A 14,838-nucleotide genomic window follows, 5' to 3' on the forward strand; every position below is an offset into this window, starting at 1 on the left:
TTTCTCCCCTGAAAAAAACTTAGCGATTTCTGTTGGAACGCCCAAGGGCGCGGCTCATCTGTGCGGCGATCTGGTTCTGGGACCGTGCAAAGCCCTGAACATCCGGCGTGGTAATGTTCATCACCACCGTGGCAGGGGCACTGCCCCCTCCGGCGCGCACCCCCAGCTTCCCGTCGGGACCACGGGCCAGCGGCATGATGGCTTCGGGGCCGGCCTCTCCCATGACACCCATGCCCCCGCGCATTCCGAACGGGGTGGCAGAACTGACGATCCCCCCATTGGCAAAGGGCATCACACGGCCTTGGGAAAACGGCGCCCCATCGGCAAAGGGCAGTAACCCCTGCACCAGACTGCCCACCCCCGAGGTGATCAGCCCCCCGAAATGGTCCGTCACCGGCTTCATCGCCGCGTTATAGGTCGCGTTCATCATCGACGTCCCCACAGTCTGCAACGCATCCGACAGGGTCATCCCGTCAAACACCAACCCGTCAAAGGCCTTGCGCAATCCCCGCGACAGCCCTTTCTCAAGGGTCGCCACGTCCTTACCGGTGGCCGACAGGCTCTCCCGCATGCGGCGTAGCTCGCTGTCAAAGCTGGTCACCATCACCGATGCCGCGTCCAAGCTTTGTCGCAACCCGTCGGTGTTCTCCTCCAGCCCTGCGATCTCGTCTGAATAGTCACTCATATCTCGCCCCTTTGCGGTGTCTCGTCCGTGGCGGGGCCAGCGGCATCGGGCCAAGCAGCCATCAACGCCTCCAACCCGTCACTCAGCAACGGGGCGGACTGCCCCGGATCGCCCAGCATCACTTGCAACTCGGCAGGGGTCAGCGCCCAGAACGCCTCGGGCGTCAGGCGCAACCCCTGAAGACCGGCCCGCATCAATGCAGGCCAGTCCAATCCCTTCGTGCGGTTCCCTGTCATGGATCGGGCACCACAAAGGCGCGCGCGATCAACTCGGCCGCCGCTCGTGCCGCCGCCATGGGACCACCTTCAATTTCGGCATGATCCAGCGCCTCGGGGGGGACAGGACACCCGCCCCCCGCCAGCCCCGCCCGCAGCAGGACCAGAACATCGCCACTGGAAAACCGCCCCTGCTCGAACCGCTCCACCAGCGCGACCAGTGACGGCTCCTGAAGTGCCGCCTCCAGCCCCGCCAGCGCCCCGAGCGTCAGTCGCATGACACAAGGCTGGCCATTCACCACAAGGCGGACTTCCCCCCGCCACGGATTACCCATCACGCAACCAGTGCGGTAAAGGTCAACGCCCCCGCCGAGGCGAGCGACAACTCATAGGTCGCCTCCCCCTGATGGCTGCCGCTATACTCAAGGGCCGTCACCTGAAACGGGCCTTCCACAATGCCGAAATCGGGGATGATGATCTGAAAATCCGGCACTTCCCCGTCAAAGAAGATCTGCCGCGCCCGCTCGTCTGTTCCTTCGTCCTTGAACACACCCGACCCCGAAATGCTGGCGGTGCGAACCCCTGCCCCCGCCAGCAACTCACGCCAGCCGCCCTGGCTTTCAAGGCTGGTCACATCCACGGCCTCGGCGTTGAAACTGACACGCGTGGCGCGCAGCCCCGCGATTGTCTCGAACTGGCCGTCCGATGTCATATCCACCTTGATCAGCAGGTCTTTTCCGTTCTGAGCACCCATAGGTCTTCTCCATTAGGTCTGAAATTGAAAGATGTCGGTGCCGTGCAGGCGCACGGTCAGGCTCGCCTCAGCGACAGGCGCGACAACGAAAACGCGCTCCGCCCTTGCGGCGCGGCGGCGCTAGTCGTCTTCGACCCGCGCGCGAAAGGTCAGGTCGATGCGCCGCCCCGACCCGTTGTCGATCTTCTGGGCACTGGCCCGCTGAAACCGCAGCGACACAAGCCGCCCCCGTGTCAGCGCCAGATCCGCGTCCTGCAACGCGTCACAGACCGCTCCGGCGGCCCCCTTGGCCGCATGGAACCCCTGCGCATCCGTAACGACCGAGACGACGAACCGGTGCGCCGTACCGCTGCCGGTCTTGTCATCCTCGGCGCGCACGGTCTCGGCCCCAAGGCTGACATACAGGCTTGGCACCGTCCCGCTGGGCACGCCGTCAAACACCGCGTCCCCCACAGCGGCAAAGACATCCGCATCCCCGCTCAGGGTCGTGTAAACGGCGCTCTGCAGCGCGGCTGAAACAGCATAACTCATGTGACCACCTCCTCTACGGCCATACAGACCAGATACCGTCCTTCGGGATCGCTCTCCGCCACGGACCGGATGTGGAACACCCGCCCTTCGTCACGGAACCGCTGATCGGGCAAAGGCCGTTCGGGATGACCCTGCGGCGCACCCCGTACCACGATGCGATAGGGCACCGACGACAGCGGCACGCCGGACAGATGCGTCTCGCGCCCCGCCCGTGCGGTCAGCTCGGCCCACAGCACCCCCATTGTCGTCCACGTTTGGTTAAATCCTCCGGCCCCGTCGGACAGACGGCCAGGGCTCTCAAGGCTCAAGCGCCGGTTCAGGCGCGGCACACTCATCTCGCGCCCCCGCCCAGACGAAGCACGCGGTAACGCTCAATCAGCGATGTGACCCCGAAAGGCATGCACCCCTCGCTCAGCGACGTCTCGTGGCGGAATTCGTAGTAATGGGCGGCCAGCAGCATCACCGCCTGCCCCAGATCGGCAGGCACCTCGGCCCAGTCCGCCCCGTATCCGGCGCGAAAGGCGATCTCGACCGTGCCCGCCACCGGAATGGTGGGCAGACACGACCCCACAGGGCGCAACCTCGGCTGGTGGCCGTCCCGCTCCAGCCAATAGGCATCCCCCGACACCGCGACGCGCGCGCCCAGACGATCCACCTGCGTAACCGCCGTCACCGCCCGCACCGGTGCCACCGGCAGGTTCTCCGCCGTCGCGTTGCGCCACGCCACCACAGACAGAACAAAGTCCCGCTCGATCAGTATCTTGCCCGTGCGCGCCTCGATGGCGACCACAGCGGCCCGCAAAAAGCTGGTCAGAACCGCGTTTTGCACGTCGTCCTGCCCAAACCCGCTGCCCAGACGCAAATGCGCCTTGAATTCTTCGACCGGCAGGGCCGTGTCCGGCACCGTGGTCTCTTCGATCACACTCATGGAACATCTCCACAGAAATTCGGCCCCTCGCCTCCAAATGGTCCGGGCGCGCACCAGTCCGCATTGCTCGGTCGGAGGGGAGCAGCTAGACAATGCGGCGCACATCCAGCACGCACCCGGGAACCGGGGTCAGGCTTGTACCCTTCCCCGGCCATCCACTTCGGCCCTTAGGCCGCCGCGAATTTCAGCAGCTTGATGGCGGCAAAATCGCTTACATCGCCGCCCACACGTTTGGTGGCATAGAACAGGACATGGGGCTTGGCACTGAACGGATCGCGCAGAATGCGCAGGTCGGGGCGCTCTGCGACGGTGTAACCGGCGGAAAAGTCGCCAAAGGCGATGGCGGGCGCCCATGTGGCGATGTCGGGCATGTCCTCGCAAATCAGCACAGGGTAACCCAGCAGACGCGCAGGCTCTGCCGCCGCCAGACCGTCAGACCACAGAAAACGGCCATCGCCGTCCTTCAGCTTGCGCACACGGCCCGCCGTCTTGGAATTCATCACGAATGTCGCATTGGCGCGGTATTGCGCCCCAAGGGCATAGACCAGATCAATGATCGCATCCGCCGCATTCAGCGTCGGGAAATCGCCATCCGCGCCGGACAGCACATGGCCGAACTCGCCCCAGACCTCAGTACCCGTCTCAGACGAGGCATAGGTCAAAAAGCCCTTAGGCTTGTCCACCCCGTCACCCGAGACAAAAGCCGCCGCTTCGTCACGCGCGAACTTCGCCGCAATGCGCCCCGCCAGCCAGCCTTCAATGTCAAAGGCCGCATCATCCAGCAGACGTTGCGACGCCTTGGGCAGCGCCGACAACTCGTGCAGGGGAATGGTGATGCGGTCGATGTTCGGCGTGTCCGTCTCGCTCTGGTTCCCCGTTTCCGAGGCCCAGCCAGTCCCCACATCGCCATGATCGACCAGCACGTCGTAGGACGTCGCCTCGACATTCACCACCGACGCGATGGACCGGATCGACGCGGTCGCGTTCAGCACCGACTTCACACTGTCCGAGGTCACCGGATCCACCAGATACCCGCCATCGGAATTCACCGCCGTCGACAGCGACTTGCCCTCCAGCTCAAGGCCGCGCAGCCCGTCATCATCGCCTGACCGCAGATAGGCGTTGAACGCCTTCTGATGGGGCGCGCCGTGGTCGATCCCACCGGCCAGAGGTGTCCGTACAGCGGTCATGTGTTTGCTGTCCAGCATAGTCAATCGCTCTTCTGTTTGTTGAAGTTTGGTGTTCAGTTCGGCCTGAAAGCCTTTGAATTCCGTGACGAAACCTTGCACGGCATCAGCCACGTCCTCGACCGGAGACATATCTTCCCCGATCCGAGCCCTACGTTCGGTCTTGCTCATCAGCAGTTCCTTGGATTGTGAGTGAAAGGCGCGCGCCTCAGCGCCGCGCCAAGGTGGCGCGCACACCCCGAAAGGCCGCCGCCATGTCGCGCAACATGGCGTCCGTCTGCGAAACGCTCGCCTCGGATTTGGCCGCCACGCGCGCACTGGGCAGCATCGGGAACGTGACCAACGACACCTCCCAAAGCTCCAGTTCGGTCAAGAGCCGCTGGCCCTTGGTGTTCTTCGTCGCCTTCACAGTGCGATAGCCGATGGACAGCCCGTCAATGGCACCGGCGGCGATCAACTCGACCGCATCGCGCCCCCGAGCCACATCCGGCAGCAAGCGGCCCTTGACCCACAGCCCCTTGGCATCCTCGCGCACCTCGTCCCAGACGCCGATGGGCTGAAGCGGGTCGTGCTGCCACAGCATCTTGACCCGCCGCCCCTCGGCATGGCTTGTGGCCAGCGATGCGGCATAGGCGCCCTTGCTGACAATATCGCCGCCCTGATCACGGGCGCCGAACAGGCTCGCATAGCCTTCGATCACATGATCGCCCTTGACGGTGATCGCCTCGCCAAAACGCGCGAACTTGGTCTCCAGACCGGTGTCGTCCTGCATCACGTCTCTCCTTCGCTTTAATGTGGAATGGCGGCCATGAGGGACTGCGCCCCCGTGGCCAGAACCGCGGCCACAACGCCGTAAACCGTCAGCCAAAGGCGGCGCTCCAAACGCTCCATCAGCTCTTCCAGCCGGTCCAGACGCCGCAACAGGTTCTCGAAATGCACCTCGGTCAGCCGCTCATGCGCCTCCAGACGCAGCCCCGGCGCGCAGGCAAACCGTTCGATCAGCGGCTCATCCATCCGCTTCCTCCGCCGCCAAGGCAGGCAGGCCCAACAGACGGCGCTTCTCTGCTTGCGTCAGGAAATCGGCCCCCGCCACACGCGCCCACTGCGCGTCGCGCTCCGCACTTAACGCGGGCACTTGGTCAAGGTCGGGCGACAGCACCACCTCATCACCCGTATGCGCGCCCAGCCACTCCGACAGCGCCGCCACCACACGGGTGGCAAGGGGCAGAACAGTCAGACGGTAAAAGGCGCGGTTGGCCTCTTGATAATTGGCATAGGTGGCGTCCCCCTGAATGCCCAACAGCATCGGCGGCACCCCGAAGGCCAGCGCGATATCGCGGGCGGCGGCATCCTTGGTCTTCTGGAACTCCATGTCCGACGGGGAAAAGCCCATCGGCTTCCAGTCCAGCCCCCCTTCCAGCAACATGGGCCGCCCCGCATTGCGCGCACCTGCATGGTTGCTCTCGATCTCGCTGACCAGACGGTCATATTGGTCCGCATTCAACTGGCTCTGCCCGTCCTGCCCGCGATAGACAATCGCCCCTGATGGGCGCGCCGCATTGTCCAGCAGCGACTTGGACCAGCGCGTGGCCGAGGTATGCACATCCAGCGCCATCGCCGCCGCCTGCATGGGGGAAAACCCGTAATGGTCGTCTTGGGGGTGAAAGGACTTGATGTGACAGACCGGACTGACCGGCCCGCTGGCATCAAAGCGGTGCACCTTGCCGCCCACCTTGTACTCATAGGCCACCGGCCAGCCATCCGGCCCCGGCACCACCGACATCCGGTCGGACCGCAACACATGCAACTCCAGCGGCGCGCCGCTTTCCCCCGCGACCGCCTCCACATAGGCATTGCCCGACAACAGTAGCTGCGCATACAGGGCCTCCAGCAACTCCGCCCGCCCCTGCCCGATATTGGGCCGCCGCATCAGCGCCAGAACGGGGTGCGTATCAAACCGCTGCACGTCGTCCTGCAACACCAAGGGCAAGGCCGCCGCCGCCTCCGCAATCAGCTTCACCGACCGGAACCCCACCGGATTGCCGGAAAAGCCCGAGCGCGTCAAAGACACCGCATCCCGCGGGCTCCACGCCACCCGCCCGCCGGTTTGCCACGCCACCACCTTTCCCGTCGCACTCGCCTTCTGCTCGGGCACATCTACCGCGGCTCGGTTGCGAAAAAAATCAAACACCATCATGGGTCTCCTATCCGATCCGTCAGGCCCGCGGCCCGCCATGTCTAAACGCAAAAAGGGCGCGCGCCCGACCGGCACCGCCCTCTGGAACAGGGGCAAAGACCCTGCTTCTCTTCGTCGAAAATACTCACCCCGTAGGGCCGGCCTGCCACCCGCTTCGGGCGTTAAAGGCTCCGGATCCCCGGTCTGCGATAGGCCCGTGCCGGTTCGATCATCAGATCATGCAAGGCCCAGACCAGCGCATCGACACGGTCAGGTGATCCCTCCCCGACATAGCCGCGCCGCGTCATCAGAACCAACTGGTCCTCCAGCGCGGTCAGCGCGGGCGCGTGGGTGACACGGCCCTGCTCGTACAGGGCGGCCACCGGCTCGGCGCGCACCACCTTGCCGCGCGTCGCATGCACCCCGCGATAGGGCACCATCGGGTCGACCTGCCGGATCACCTCGGCCACCATCTGCCCGCCCTGATTGACCTCGGCCACCAGACGGTCCGCGCCAAAGGTCTCGACCGCCGCCACCGCGGCAGCGGCCCATTCCGACGGGCGCGCGCCCTGCACAGTCACATCGGCAATGACATGGGCCTTCCAGTCCTGCGGCGGCCCCTGCATGGTGGCCCCGACCACGACAATGCCACATTCATCCGCCTGCCCCCCGCTGGTCACGGCCGGATCCACCCCCACCACCACACGGTCAAAATCGGGCATGGCCTTGGAATGGCACGCCTCCAGCATCTCGCTGGTCCACAGCGCGCCCTCCGCATCGCTCAGCAGGATACCGTCCAGCTCCTGCCGCCCCAGCCGCGTCCCGGCATAGCGCGCCCGCACCTCTTCCAGAAACGATCGCGCCAGATTGGCCGCGTTCGCCTCTGTCGGGGCATGGGAGGTCACTGTCGATGGCATTTCAAGCAGGGACTTCAGCACCCCGATATTGCGCGGCGTGGTGGTCACGCAAACCTGCGGTTCCTCCCCCAGCCGCAGCGCGAATTGCAGCATGTCCCACGTCTCTTGCGCCTTCTTCCACTTGGCCAGCTCGTCCACCCACGCCGCATCGAATTGCGGACCACGCAAGCCCTCGGGATCGTGGGCGGTATGCACGCTCGCCACCGCGCCATTGGGCCAGACCAGCCGCTTGCGCCCCGCCTGCCATGTCGGGCGACGGTCGGGCGGGGAACAAGCCAGAATGCCGCTCTCGCCATAGATCATCACCTCGCGCACCTGATTCTGCGTCTCGCCCACCAGTGCCACACGGCGCGCCTTTCCTTTGTCAAACGGGGTCGCACCCTCGACCATGGATCGGACCCACTCGGCCCCCGCACGGGTCTTGCCCGCGCCCCGTCCGCCCATGATCACCCAGTTGCGCCACGCGCCCTCGGGGGGCAACTGGTGCGCCATCGCCCAGAACTCGAAAAGATAAGGGAGGGCGCACAGCGCGCCCTCCCCCAATTCATTCAGGAACGCTTCCTGTTCCTCGACAGGTGCGCAGGCGACCAAGTGCGCACCTGACCTCAACCCTGGCAGCATCAAGGTCAAGGGCGTATCCCCCTTGGGCAATCTGGCTGCGTTTTTGTCTGACTTCTGCAAGCGTTGTCTCCAACTTTTGGCAATTCACAAGCGCCGAGTTCAGCTCCGTACCTCTGGATTTCAACTCAGCAAGCTTGACGTCCTCCCCCGCCGCTACCCTTTCTTTGAGGGCTGTGATCTCGCGGCGAAGATCGCTCAACGAGTCGTGCACCGACAGCAGCAGCTCATCGGTGCGGGCTTCTTCAAGCCCCGGGGTGATAAGTGTCATATGTGCAAACCTCTCATGCGTTGGGATCCCCCCGCACGAGCAAAATGAAAAAGCGACCTCGGATCCCTCCGACGGTCGCTTGCCCACTTTTCCTAGCTTGCCACAAGTTATACGTGTGACCGTTCGCAAAGTCAAGGCATTTGCGCAAACAGGCGCACGCCACAGCGTACGCTCGGGTTAACAAAACCTTTATATTTCAGATATTTGCAGGCCGCGCACCGCGCAAACCCTTGAAGCCACTCACACAACCTAGGCGAGTGCGGCGCAGCGAACACCAAGGCCCGCCGCGCCGATATGCTTAGCCGTCATCGGACGTGTTCGCCTGCTCGGCTTCGATCTCGCGCCAGCGTGCGACGTTGCGGTTATGCTCTTCCAGCGTCTCGGCAAAGGCGTGACCGCCCGTCCCATCCGCCACAAAGAACACATAGGGCGTCTCGTCCGGCTGTGCCGCGGCCATCAGGCTCGCCCGTCCCGGATTGGCAATCGGCGTCGGCGGCAGCCCTTCGATGACATAGGTGTTCCACGGCGTCACCGCACGCAGCTCGGAAGCACGCAAACCGCGCCCCAGCACACCCTGCCCCTTGGTGATGCCATAGATCACCGTCGGGTCCGTCTGCAAACGCATGCCACGGTTCAAACGGTTCACAAAGACCGACGCCACCTGACGGCGCTCCTCGGCCATACCGGTTTCCTTTTCGATGATGGACGCAAGGGTCAGCAACTCTTCGGGGCTTTCGATGGGCAGATCGTCGGCACGCGCTTCCCACGCGGCAGCGACCCACAGCTCCTGCTGTTCCTGCATCTTGGCCAGCAACGCGCCCCGCTCGTCGCCCGGGCGGACTTCATAACTGTCCGGCGCCAGCGCACCTTCCGGCGGCACAGTCTCGACCGCGCCCTTCAGCACTTCCATGCTCCGCAGCGCCGTCACCACCTGCCAGCTTGTGACCCCTTCGGCCAACGCGATGCGATAGCGCGTGTCCTGCGCATCCCGAACGGCGGTATAGACCTCTGGCGTTTCGTCCACACCCGGCTGGAACTCGGCACGTTCCACAAAGCGGTTGGTCGCAGGATCAAGCTCGCGCACCTGTGCGCTCAGACGGTTCACCCCGATGCGATAGACCACTTCGGTCCCACAGGTGCTTGCGCCGCCTTGGGTGATGATCTCCACGATCTCTTCCATCGAGGCACCAGCCTCGACCAGATAGCTGCCAGCCTTCAACTGGTCCGTCTTGTCGGCATAATCCGCCCCGATCCGGAAGATCGACGCGCTGCTCACAGCGCCCTCTTCTTCCAGGTTGCGGCTTACACGGCGGAAGTTTGTCCCGCGCTCCACCTGCAAACACATGGGTTGGGCCAGAGGACCGGCAGATTCATACTGCCCGCGTCCCCAGATGATGACACCGCCAGCCACAAACAGACCTACAATCAGGAATGTCAGCGCATTCGACGCAACTGATCGCCACATCAGTCGACTTTCCCGAAGATCACCGACGCGTTGGTGCCACCAAAGCCAAAGCTGTTGGACAGGGCGTATTTCACCTCACGCTCGCGCTTGGCGTTGGGCGCCAGATCAATCGGCGTATCCACGGCGGGATTGTCGAGGTTGATGGTCGGCGGGCAAACCTGATCGCGGATCGCCAGCACCGAGAAGATCGCCTCGATCGCGCCCGCAGCGCCCAGCAGGTGGCCGGTGGCGGATTTGGTCGACGACATGGTCACCTTGCCCGCATCCTCGCCCAGCATCCGCTGGACCGCGCCCAGTTCGATTGTGTCGGCCATGGTCGATGTGCCATGCGCGTTGATATAGTCGAGGTCTTTGGGTTCGATCCCCGCGGTGCGCAGGGCGGCACGCATGGACCGTTCGGCCCCGTCGCCGTCCTCGGACGGTGCGGTGATGTGATAGGCATCGCCCGACAGGCCATAGCCGCACACTTCGGCATAGATCTTGGCACCGCGCGCCTTGGCGTGCTCGTATTCTTCCAGCACCACAATTCCCGCGCCCTCGCCCATGACAAACCCGTCACGGTCCGCGTCATAGGGACGGCTGGCTTTCTTGGGATCGTCGGCACGTTTGGTGGACAGCGCCTTGCAGGCGTTAAAGCCCGCGATGCCGATCTTGCAGATCGCGGCCTCGGCCCCACCGGCAACCATCACATCCGCATCGCCCAGCATGATCAGACGGGCCGCATCACCAATGGCATGGGCGCCAGTCGAACAGGCGGTCACGACCGAATGGTTCGGCCCCTTGAACTGGTACCGGATGCTGACCTGCCCCGAAATCAGGTTGATCAGCGCCCCTGGCACAAAGAACGGGCTGACGCGACGCGGGCCTTTGGCCTCCATCATCACGGCAGTGTTCGCGATTGAATTCAGCCCCCCGATGCCGGAACCGATCAGAACGCCCGTGCGCTCGCGACCTTCGTCATCTTCGGGCATCCAGCCGGAATCCTCGACCGCCTGCTGTGCAGCGGCCAGACCGAACATGATGAACGTGTCGACCTTGCGCTGCTCTTTCGGCTCCATATAGGCGTCGGCGTTGAACGTGCCGTCCGTCCCGTCGCCCAAGGGCACTTCGCAGGCGTATGTGGTGGCCAGCCCCTCGGGGTCGAACCCCGTGATCGGGCCCGCGCCGGACTGACCGTCCAGAATACGGCTCCACGACGCTTCGACCCCATCGGCCAGCGGTGTCACCAGCCCCAATCCCGTCACAACCACTCTGCGCATCTGCTCGTGCCCTCTCATGTCTCTTTCATGCCTCATACCGCGCCCGAAGGCCCCTGTTCAAGCCCCGCAGCACGCATCGCCTCTCTGTCCGCCTGCCCTAGACCTGCGGCGGAGATTTGCGGAAATACAACTGATAGGTGCAGCCCTCGGACTCGGCCTCCCGCAGCGGCGCATAGCCCAACTGCTGTGCCAGCCGCGCCGCCGACGGATTGTCCGGCATCACGCGACAGACCAAGGGGCCGGTCACGACGCGGTCGAACCAGTCATGGGCCGCCTGCGCCGCCTCTTGGCCCAAACCCGTTCCGGCAAAGGCCGGATCGATAAAACACACCGCCTCGGGATAGGCGTCGTAATCCTGTCCCAGACCGCGCGCTCCATAGAAAAAGCCGGTCTGGCCAATCATTTGCTTGGCGCGGTGCGTCTCGATCGCCCACTGGCCAAAGCCGGTCATCTGCCAATGCCCCGCCTGAAACACAAAGGACGACCACGCCCGATCACGCGACCACGGCCCACCGCCCACATCGCGCACGACTTCAGGCATCGCCCAAATCTCGGCAAAGCGGTCAAAATCGCTCGGGCGCATCGCCCGCAAGGTGATGCGCGCCGTGTTGATCGTCGGAACATGTCTGCTCATGGATGGCGTCCTGACCCATCTCTTTTCTGATTGCCCCGACCTTGCGGGCATCAGCGAACCGAATGCAAGCAATGCACCCGCCGGACATAAAAAAACGGCGCGCTTCCGCAAATGGAAGCGCGCCGTTTACCCTGAACTCGCGTTTAGCGGGTCAGGTGACTGGCTTAGGACGCCTTGGAGATGAACCCAACTGCGTCGCCGAATGTCTGGATGGTTTCTGCGGCGTCATCGGGGATTTCGATGCCGAATTCCTCTTCGAATGCCATCACCAGTTCCACGGTGTCCAGGCTGTCTGCGCCCAGGTCGTCGATGAAGCTGGCGTTTTCAGTGACTTTGTCCTCGTCTACACCCAAGTGTTCCACAACGATCTTCTTCACGCGGTCTGCGATGTCGCTCATATGACTGTCCTCGTTCTGCCGGGGCGAATGGTACGGCCCCCAAGTGGTGTCCCCATGAAAGTCGGGGCTCTGGTCTTTGCCCCTTGGGGCGGTGAAACGCCACGGCAAACCTGCCGCAACGTCGAATTCTGCGCCCCCTTTAGCATAACAGCTAAGGATGGCAAGGCTTGAGGGTGACCCCTCTTACAACATGGCCATGCCGCCATTTACGTGCAAGGTCGCCCCAGTGACATATCCCGCTTCGGCGCTGGAAAGGTACAGGACGGCCGCTGCGATCTCTTGGGCCTGCCCCATCCGACCGGCGGGGATTTGTTCCATGATTGCAGACTTTTGATCATCTGTCAGCTTTTCAGTCATCGCCGTCTCGATAAAGCCGGGAGCGACCGCATTGACCGTGATGCCACGGCTGGCAACCTCGTAGGCAAGGCTTTTGGACATGCCGATCATACCGGCCTTGGAGGCGGCATAGTTCGCCTGACCCGGATTGCCGGTGGCCCCCACAATCGAGCTGATGTTGATGATCCGGCCCCAGCGGGCCTTCATCATGCCGCGCATCACGCCTTTGCACAGCTTGAACGTCGCGGTCAGGTTCACATCCAGAACCGACTGCCATTCCTCTTCGGACATGCGCATGAACAGGTTGTCGCGGGTGATGCCTGCGTTGTTGACCAGAATATCAACCGCGCCCATCGCTTCGGCGGCCTGTTTCGGCAGGGCGGAAACCGCCTCACCATCGCTGAGGTTGCAGGGCAGCACATGGACGCGTTCGCCCAGTTCATCCGCCAAGGCCTGCAATGGCTCGACCCGCGTGCCGCTCAGGCCCACAGTTGCGCCCGCCGCGTGCAAGCTGCGTGCGATATCGGCACCGATTCCACCCGACGCACCTGTCACCAGCGCGCATTTCCCTGTCAGATCAAACATAGTACTCCCTTCTTCCGCATTCCCGTTTGCCCAGCCCTGCCACGGGGTTTGCGCTAACGCAAGTCACGCCGGCAGGATTGTCGCCGTGCGTTCACCCCAAAGCCAGCGCACAACATCCACAATATCAAATGCCAAGGATATCCCAAGCGTGATCGCGATGATCCAGCAAATGCGACGCGGCCAGACCCTTGTGGCGGGATCGCGCGCACGCATCAGCAGATAAATGACCAACGGCCCCCACAGGATAATATGTGGCAATCCCAACAGCTTGACATAGCCCATGGCGTTATACATCGCCGTGACCACACCTGCGTTGATGATATTGCCGAGGATGGATGCGACACCGGCCAGCCGCGTCTCGGGCCAGATCAACAGCGCCACGGGCAGGATGAAACCGCCCAGCAGCAGAATGTTCATCCAGATCACCACCCAGTCGGGCTGCGCCGCCATGGCCTGTGCAAAACTCATCCGAGGGCGCGGCCTGCGCGTGTCAATGCAGCACGTCCGTCACATCAATACTGACATCCGTCACATTCAGCGCCGCATCCTTGGCGATAAAGCGGTAAACCTCACGCGCCCAAGTGCCACGGGTTAGGCCAAGGGCGCTGATTTCGTCCGTGAGGCTGCGATAGACACCGGGCAACCCATTCAGCGGCCCCGTCACCCGCTGGCACAGGGCCCGGCCCGCAGGAGCGTCGAACATCTCGAACCCGTCCAAGGGCTGGAACAGCGGCACGCCGATCCGCACCTCCATCCGGTCGCCATCAATCCGGTACAGCGCAGTTTGCGGCCCCGCATAGAACACCTGCGCCTGATCCAGCGCATCGTCCAGCCGTTCAAACAGGGTCGGAATGCGCTGCATCCGGTCGATCATGGGAATCGTCCGCACGATGCCGCCCATGCGGACGGCATCGAATTTGACCAGTTCAGGCGTCACGGGCAGCCGTGACATCATCAGGCGCACCCACATTGCGGGCCGTGATGGCGCGATCGATGCGCCGCACCATGCCGGACAGCGCCTTGCCTGCCCCGATCTCCCACATGTCGGTGACACCCTGCGCGGCCATCCACGCCACGGATTCGCGCCAGCGCACGCGCCCTGTGACCTGCGCGATCAACAACTCGCGAATCTGCGCCGGATCGCTGGTCGCCTCGGCCAGCACGTTCGCCACCACAGGCACAACAGGGGCAACGATCTCGACCGATTGCAGCGCCTCGGCCATCGCATCCGCCGCAGGGGCCATCAGCGCACAGTGGAAGGGCGCGGACACGGGCAACAGCATCGCGCGTTTCGCCCCCTTGGCCTTGGCAATCTCGCAGGCACGTTCCACAGCGGCCTTGTGCCCCGACACGACAACCTGCGCCGGATCGTTGTCATTGGCAGCCTGACAGACCTCGCCCTGTGCGGCTTCTTCGGCCACGGCAGTCACCGCCTCGAAATCCAGCCCCAGAATGGCGGCCATCGCGCCAACGCCAACCGGCACCGCCTCTTGCATCGCCTTGCCGCGAATGCGCAGCAACCGCGCCGCATCCGCCACGCTGAACGCCTTTGCCGCACATAGCGCGGAATATTCGCCCAGACTGTGACCCGCCACATAGGCAGCGCGTTCCACGCCCACCCCTTCGGCCTCAAGCGCGCGCATCGCAGCCATAGAGGTGGCCATCAGCGCAGGCTGCGCGTTCTGCGTCAGGGTCAGCGTCTCGATATCCCCTTCCCAGATCAGCGCGCTCAGCTTCTCGCCCAAGGCCGCGTCGACCTCTTCGAAAACCGCCCGCGCCGCAGGATAGGCGTCGGCCAAATCACGGCCCATGCCGATGGTCTGCGCCCCTTGTCCGGGAAATACGAATGCTGTGCTCATTGCCTAACGTGCCTTTTTTG

General features: G+C 63.8%; 21 protein-coding genes. All 21 read right to left on the bottom strand.

Features of this window, described 5'->3' with window-relative positions:
* Positions 1-19: 19 nt before the first annotated feature.
* The gene (locus AC6GQJ_RS03925) at positions 20-685 is read right to left on the bottom strand and encodes an RcGTA-type gene transfer agent tail tape measure protein (protein WP_500771976.1); all 666 of its coding nucleotides are present in this window, start codon (positions 683-685) and stop codon (positions 20-22) included.
* On the bottom strand, positions 682-921 hold the full coding sequence (locus AC6GQJ_RS03930) for a rcc01693 family protein (RefSeq protein WP_500771978.1): 240 nt from the start codon (positions 919-921) through the stop codon (positions 682-684). The genes AC6GQJ_RS03925 and AC6GQJ_RS03930 overlap by 4 nt, the downstream gene beginning before the upstream one ends.
* The gene (locus AC6GQJ_RS03935) at positions 918-1,235 is read right to left on the bottom strand and encodes a gene transfer agent family protein (protein WP_500771980.1); all 318 of its coding nucleotides are present in this window, start codon (positions 1,233-1,235) and stop codon (positions 918-920) included. The genes AC6GQJ_RS03930 and AC6GQJ_RS03935 overlap by 4 nt, the downstream gene beginning before the upstream one ends.
* Entirely contained in the window at positions 1,235-1,654 is a 420-nt protein-coding gene (locus AC6GQJ_RS03940) for a phage major tail protein, TP901-1 family (protein ID WP_500771982.1), read from the bottom strand. Before AC6GQJ_RS03940 ends, AC6GQJ_RS03935 begins: the two co-directional genes overlap by 1 nt.
* A gap of 120 nt (positions 1,655-1,774) precedes the next feature.
* On the bottom strand, positions 1,775-2,185 hold the full coding sequence (locus AC6GQJ_RS03945; RefSeq protein WP_500771984.1) for a DUF3168 domain-containing protein: 411 nt from the start codon (positions 2,183-2,185) through the stop codon (positions 1,775-1,777).
* Positions 2,182-2,520 (bottom strand): head-tail adaptor protein, encoded by a 339-nt coding sequence (locus tag AC6GQJ_RS03950; RefSeq protein WP_500771986.1) that lies wholly within the window; start codon positions 2,518-2,520, stop codon positions 2,182-2,184. The genes AC6GQJ_RS03945 and AC6GQJ_RS03950 overlap by 4 nt, the downstream gene beginning before the upstream one ends.
* Positions 2,517-3,113: a head-tail connector protein gene (locus AC6GQJ_RS03955; protein ID WP_500771988.1), complete on the bottom strand. Its 597-nt coding sequence runs from the start codon at positions 3,111-3,113 to the stop codon at positions 2,517-2,519. The genes AC6GQJ_RS03950 and AC6GQJ_RS03955 overlap by 4 nt, the downstream gene beginning before the upstream one ends.
* 167 nt (positions 3,114-3,280) lie before the next feature.
* Positions 3,281-4,471: a phage major capsid protein gene (locus tag AC6GQJ_RS03960; protein ID WP_500771990.1), complete on the bottom strand. Its 1,191-nt coding sequence runs from the start codon at positions 4,469-4,471 to the stop codon at positions 3,281-3,283.
* A gap of 37 nt (positions 4,472-4,508) precedes the next feature.
* A complete protein-coding gene (locus tag AC6GQJ_RS03965; RefSeq protein WP_500771992.1) occupies positions 4,509-5,072 on the bottom strand; it encodes an HK97 family phage prohead protease in 564 nt (187 codons plus the stop codon).
* A gap of 17 nt (positions 5,073-5,089) precedes the next feature.
* Positions 5,090-5,314, bottom strand: a complete 225-nt coding sequence (locus tag AC6GQJ_RS03970) for a GTA head formation protein, RCAP_rcc01685 family (RefSeq protein ID WP_500771994.1) — start codon at positions 5,312-5,314, stop codon at positions 5,090-5,092.
* Positions 5,307-6,494: a phage portal protein gene (locus tag AC6GQJ_RS03975; protein ID WP_500773801.1), complete on the bottom strand. Its 1,188-nt coding sequence runs from the start codon at positions 6,492-6,494 to the stop codon at positions 5,307-5,309. The genes AC6GQJ_RS03970 and AC6GQJ_RS03975 overlap by 8 nt, the downstream gene beginning before the upstream one ends.
* A gap of 164 nt (positions 6,495-6,658) precedes the next feature.
* A complete protein-coding gene (locus tag AC6GQJ_RS03980) occupies positions 6,659-8,014 on the bottom strand; it encodes a DNA-packaging protein (protein ID WP_500773803.1) in 1,356 nt (451 codons plus the stop codon).
* Positions 7,938-8,282, bottom strand: a complete 345-nt coding sequence (locus AC6GQJ_RS03985) for a hypothetical protein (protein ID WP_500771996.1) — start codon at positions 8,280-8,282, stop codon at positions 7,938-7,940. The genes AC6GQJ_RS03980 and AC6GQJ_RS03985 overlap by 77 nt, the downstream gene beginning before the upstream one ends.
* A gap of 298 nt (positions 8,283-8,580) precedes the next feature.
* On the bottom strand, positions 8,581-9,747 hold the full coding sequence (gene mltG / locus AC6GQJ_RS03990) for an endolytic transglycosylase MltG (protein WP_500771998.1): 1,167 nt from the start codon (positions 9,745-9,747) through the stop codon (positions 8,581-8,583).
* The gene (gene fabF, locus AC6GQJ_RS03995) at positions 9,747-11,006 is read right to left on the bottom strand and encodes a beta-ketoacyl-ACP synthase II (protein ID WP_500772001.1); all 1,260 of its coding nucleotides are present in this window, start codon (positions 11,004-11,006) and stop codon (positions 9,747-9,749) included. The genes mltG and fabF overlap by 1 nt, the downstream gene beginning before the upstream one ends.
* Before the next feature lie 97 nt (positions 11,007-11,103).
* Positions 11,104-11,640 (bottom strand): GNAT family N-acetyltransferase, encoded by a 537-nt coding sequence (locus AC6GQJ_RS04000; RefSeq protein WP_500772003.1) that lies wholly within the window; start codon positions 11,638-11,640, stop codon positions 11,104-11,106.
* Between the two features lie 164 nt (positions 11,641-11,804).
* Complete coding sequence (locus AC6GQJ_RS04005) at positions 11,805-12,038, bottom strand: acyl carrier protein (protein ID WP_407593363.1); 234 nt, start codon at positions 12,036-12,038, stop codon at positions 11,805-11,807.
* A gap of 183 nt (positions 12,039-12,221) precedes the next feature.
* Complete coding sequence (fabG, locus tag AC6GQJ_RS04010) at positions 12,222-12,959, bottom strand: 3-oxoacyl-ACP reductase FabG (RefSeq protein WP_500772005.1); 738 nt, start codon at positions 12,957-12,959, stop codon at positions 12,222-12,224.
* Positions 12,960-13,022: 63 nt separating this feature from the next.
* Positions 13,023-13,427 carry a hypothetical protein gene (locus AC6GQJ_RS04015; RefSeq protein WP_500772007.1) on the bottom strand — a complete coding sequence of 135 codons (405 nt, stop codon included), beginning with the start codon at positions 13,425-13,427 and terminating at the stop codon, positions 13,023-13,025.
* 22 nt (positions 13,428-13,449) lie between these two features.
* Complete coding sequence (locus AC6GQJ_RS04020; RefSeq protein ID WP_500772009.1) at positions 13,450-13,914, bottom strand: GyrI-like domain-containing protein; 465 nt, start codon at positions 13,912-13,914, stop codon at positions 13,450-13,452.
* Complete coding sequence (gene fabD / locus AC6GQJ_RS04025; protein ID WP_500772011.1) at positions 13,886-14,818, bottom strand: ACP S-malonyltransferase; 933 nt, start codon at positions 14,816-14,818, stop codon at positions 13,886-13,888. Before fabD ends, AC6GQJ_RS04020 begins: the two co-directional genes overlap by 29 nt.
* Positions 14,819-14,838 lie beyond the last annotated feature (20 nt).

The organism is Tateyamaria sp. 7Alg 36, assembly GCF_059882455.1.

What these genes read in the sequence shown, in the direction of transcription:
- AC6GQJ_RS03925 (WP_500771976.1), bottom strand. Translation starts at nt 685, where the DNA reads ATGAGTGACTATTCAGACGAGATCGCAGGGCTGGAGGAGAACACCGAC.
- AC6GQJ_RS03930 (WP_500771978.1), bottom strand. Translation starts at nt 921, where the DNA reads ATGACAGGGAACCGCACGAAGGGATTGGACTGGCCTGCATTGATGCGG.
- AC6GQJ_RS03935 (WP_500771980.1), bottom strand. Translation starts at nt 1,235, where the DNA reads ATGGGTAATCCGTGGCGGGGGGAAGTCCGCCTTGTGGTGAATGGCCAG.
- AC6GQJ_RS03940 (WP_500771982.1), bottom strand. Translation starts at nt 1,654, where the DNA reads ATGGGTGCTCAGAACGGAAAAGACCTGCTGATCAAGGTGGATATGACA.
- AC6GQJ_RS03945 (WP_500771984.1), bottom strand. Translation starts at nt 2,185, where the DNA reads ATGAGTTATGCTGTTTCAGCCGCGCTGCAGAGCGCCGTTTACACGACC.
- AC6GQJ_RS03950 (WP_500771986.1), bottom strand. Translation starts at nt 2,520, where the DNA reads ATGAGTGTGCCGCGCCTGAACCGGCGCTTGAGCCTTGAGAGCCCTGGC.
- AC6GQJ_RS03955 (WP_500771988.1), bottom strand. Translation starts at nt 3,113, where the DNA reads ATGAGTGTGATCGAAGAGACCACGGTGCCGGACACGGCCCTGCCGGTC.
- AC6GQJ_RS03960 (WP_500771990.1), bottom strand. Translation starts at nt 4,471, where the DNA reads ATGAGCAAGACCGAACGTAGGGCTCGGATCGGGGAAGATATGTCTCCG.
- AC6GQJ_RS03965 (WP_500771992.1), bottom strand. Translation starts at nt 5,072, where the DNA reads ATGCAGGACGACACCGGTCTGGAGACCAAGTTCGCGCGTTTTGGCGAG.
- AC6GQJ_RS03970 (WP_500771994.1), bottom strand. Translation starts at nt 5,314, where the DNA reads ATGGATGAGCCGCTGATCGAACGGTTTGCCTGCGCGCCGGGGCTGCGT.
- AC6GQJ_RS03975 (WP_500773801.1), bottom strand. Translation starts at nt 6,494, where the DNA reads ATGGTGTTTGATTTTTTTCGCAACCGAGCCGCGGTAGATGTGCCCGAG.
- AC6GQJ_RS03980 (WP_500773803.1), bottom strand. Translation starts at nt 8,014, where the DNA reads ATGCTGCCAGGGTTGAGGTCAGGTGCGCACTTGGTCGCCTGCGCACCT.
- AC6GQJ_RS03985 (WP_500771996.1), bottom strand. Translation starts at nt 8,282, where the DNA reads ATGACACTTATCACCCCGGGGCTTGAAGAAGCCCGCACCGATGAGCTG.
- mltG (WP_500771998.1), bottom strand. Translation starts at nt 9,747, where the DNA reads ATGTGGCGATCAGTTGCGTCGAATGCGCTGACATTCCTGATTGTAGGT.
- fabF (WP_500772001.1), bottom strand. Translation starts at nt 11,006, where the DNA reads ATGCGCAGAGTGGTTGTGACGGGATTGGGGCTGGTGACACCGCTGGCC.
- AC6GQJ_RS04000 (WP_500772003.1), bottom strand. Translation starts at nt 11,640, where the DNA reads ATGAGCAGACATGTTCCGACGATCAACACGGCGCGCATCACCTTGCGG.
- AC6GQJ_RS04005 (WP_407593363.1), bottom strand. Translation starts at nt 12,038, where the DNA reads ATGAGCGACATCGCAGACCGCGTGAAGAAGATCGTTGTGGAACACTTG.
- fabG (WP_500772005.1), bottom strand. Translation starts at nt 12,959, where the DNA reads ATGTTTGATCTGACAGGGAAATGCGCGCTGGTGACAGGTGCGTCGGGT.
- AC6GQJ_RS04015 (WP_500772007.1), bottom strand. Translation starts at nt 13,427, where the DNA reads ATGAGTTTTGCACAGGCCATGGCGGCGCAGCCCGACTGGGTGGTGATC.
- AC6GQJ_RS04020 (WP_500772009.1), bottom strand. Translation starts at nt 13,914, where the DNA reads ATGATGTCACGGCTGCCCGTGACGCCTGAACTGGTCAAATTCGATGCC.
- fabD (WP_500772011.1), bottom strand. Translation starts at nt 14,818, where the DNA reads ATGAGCACAGCATTCGTATTTCCCGGACAAGGGGCGCAGACCATCGGC.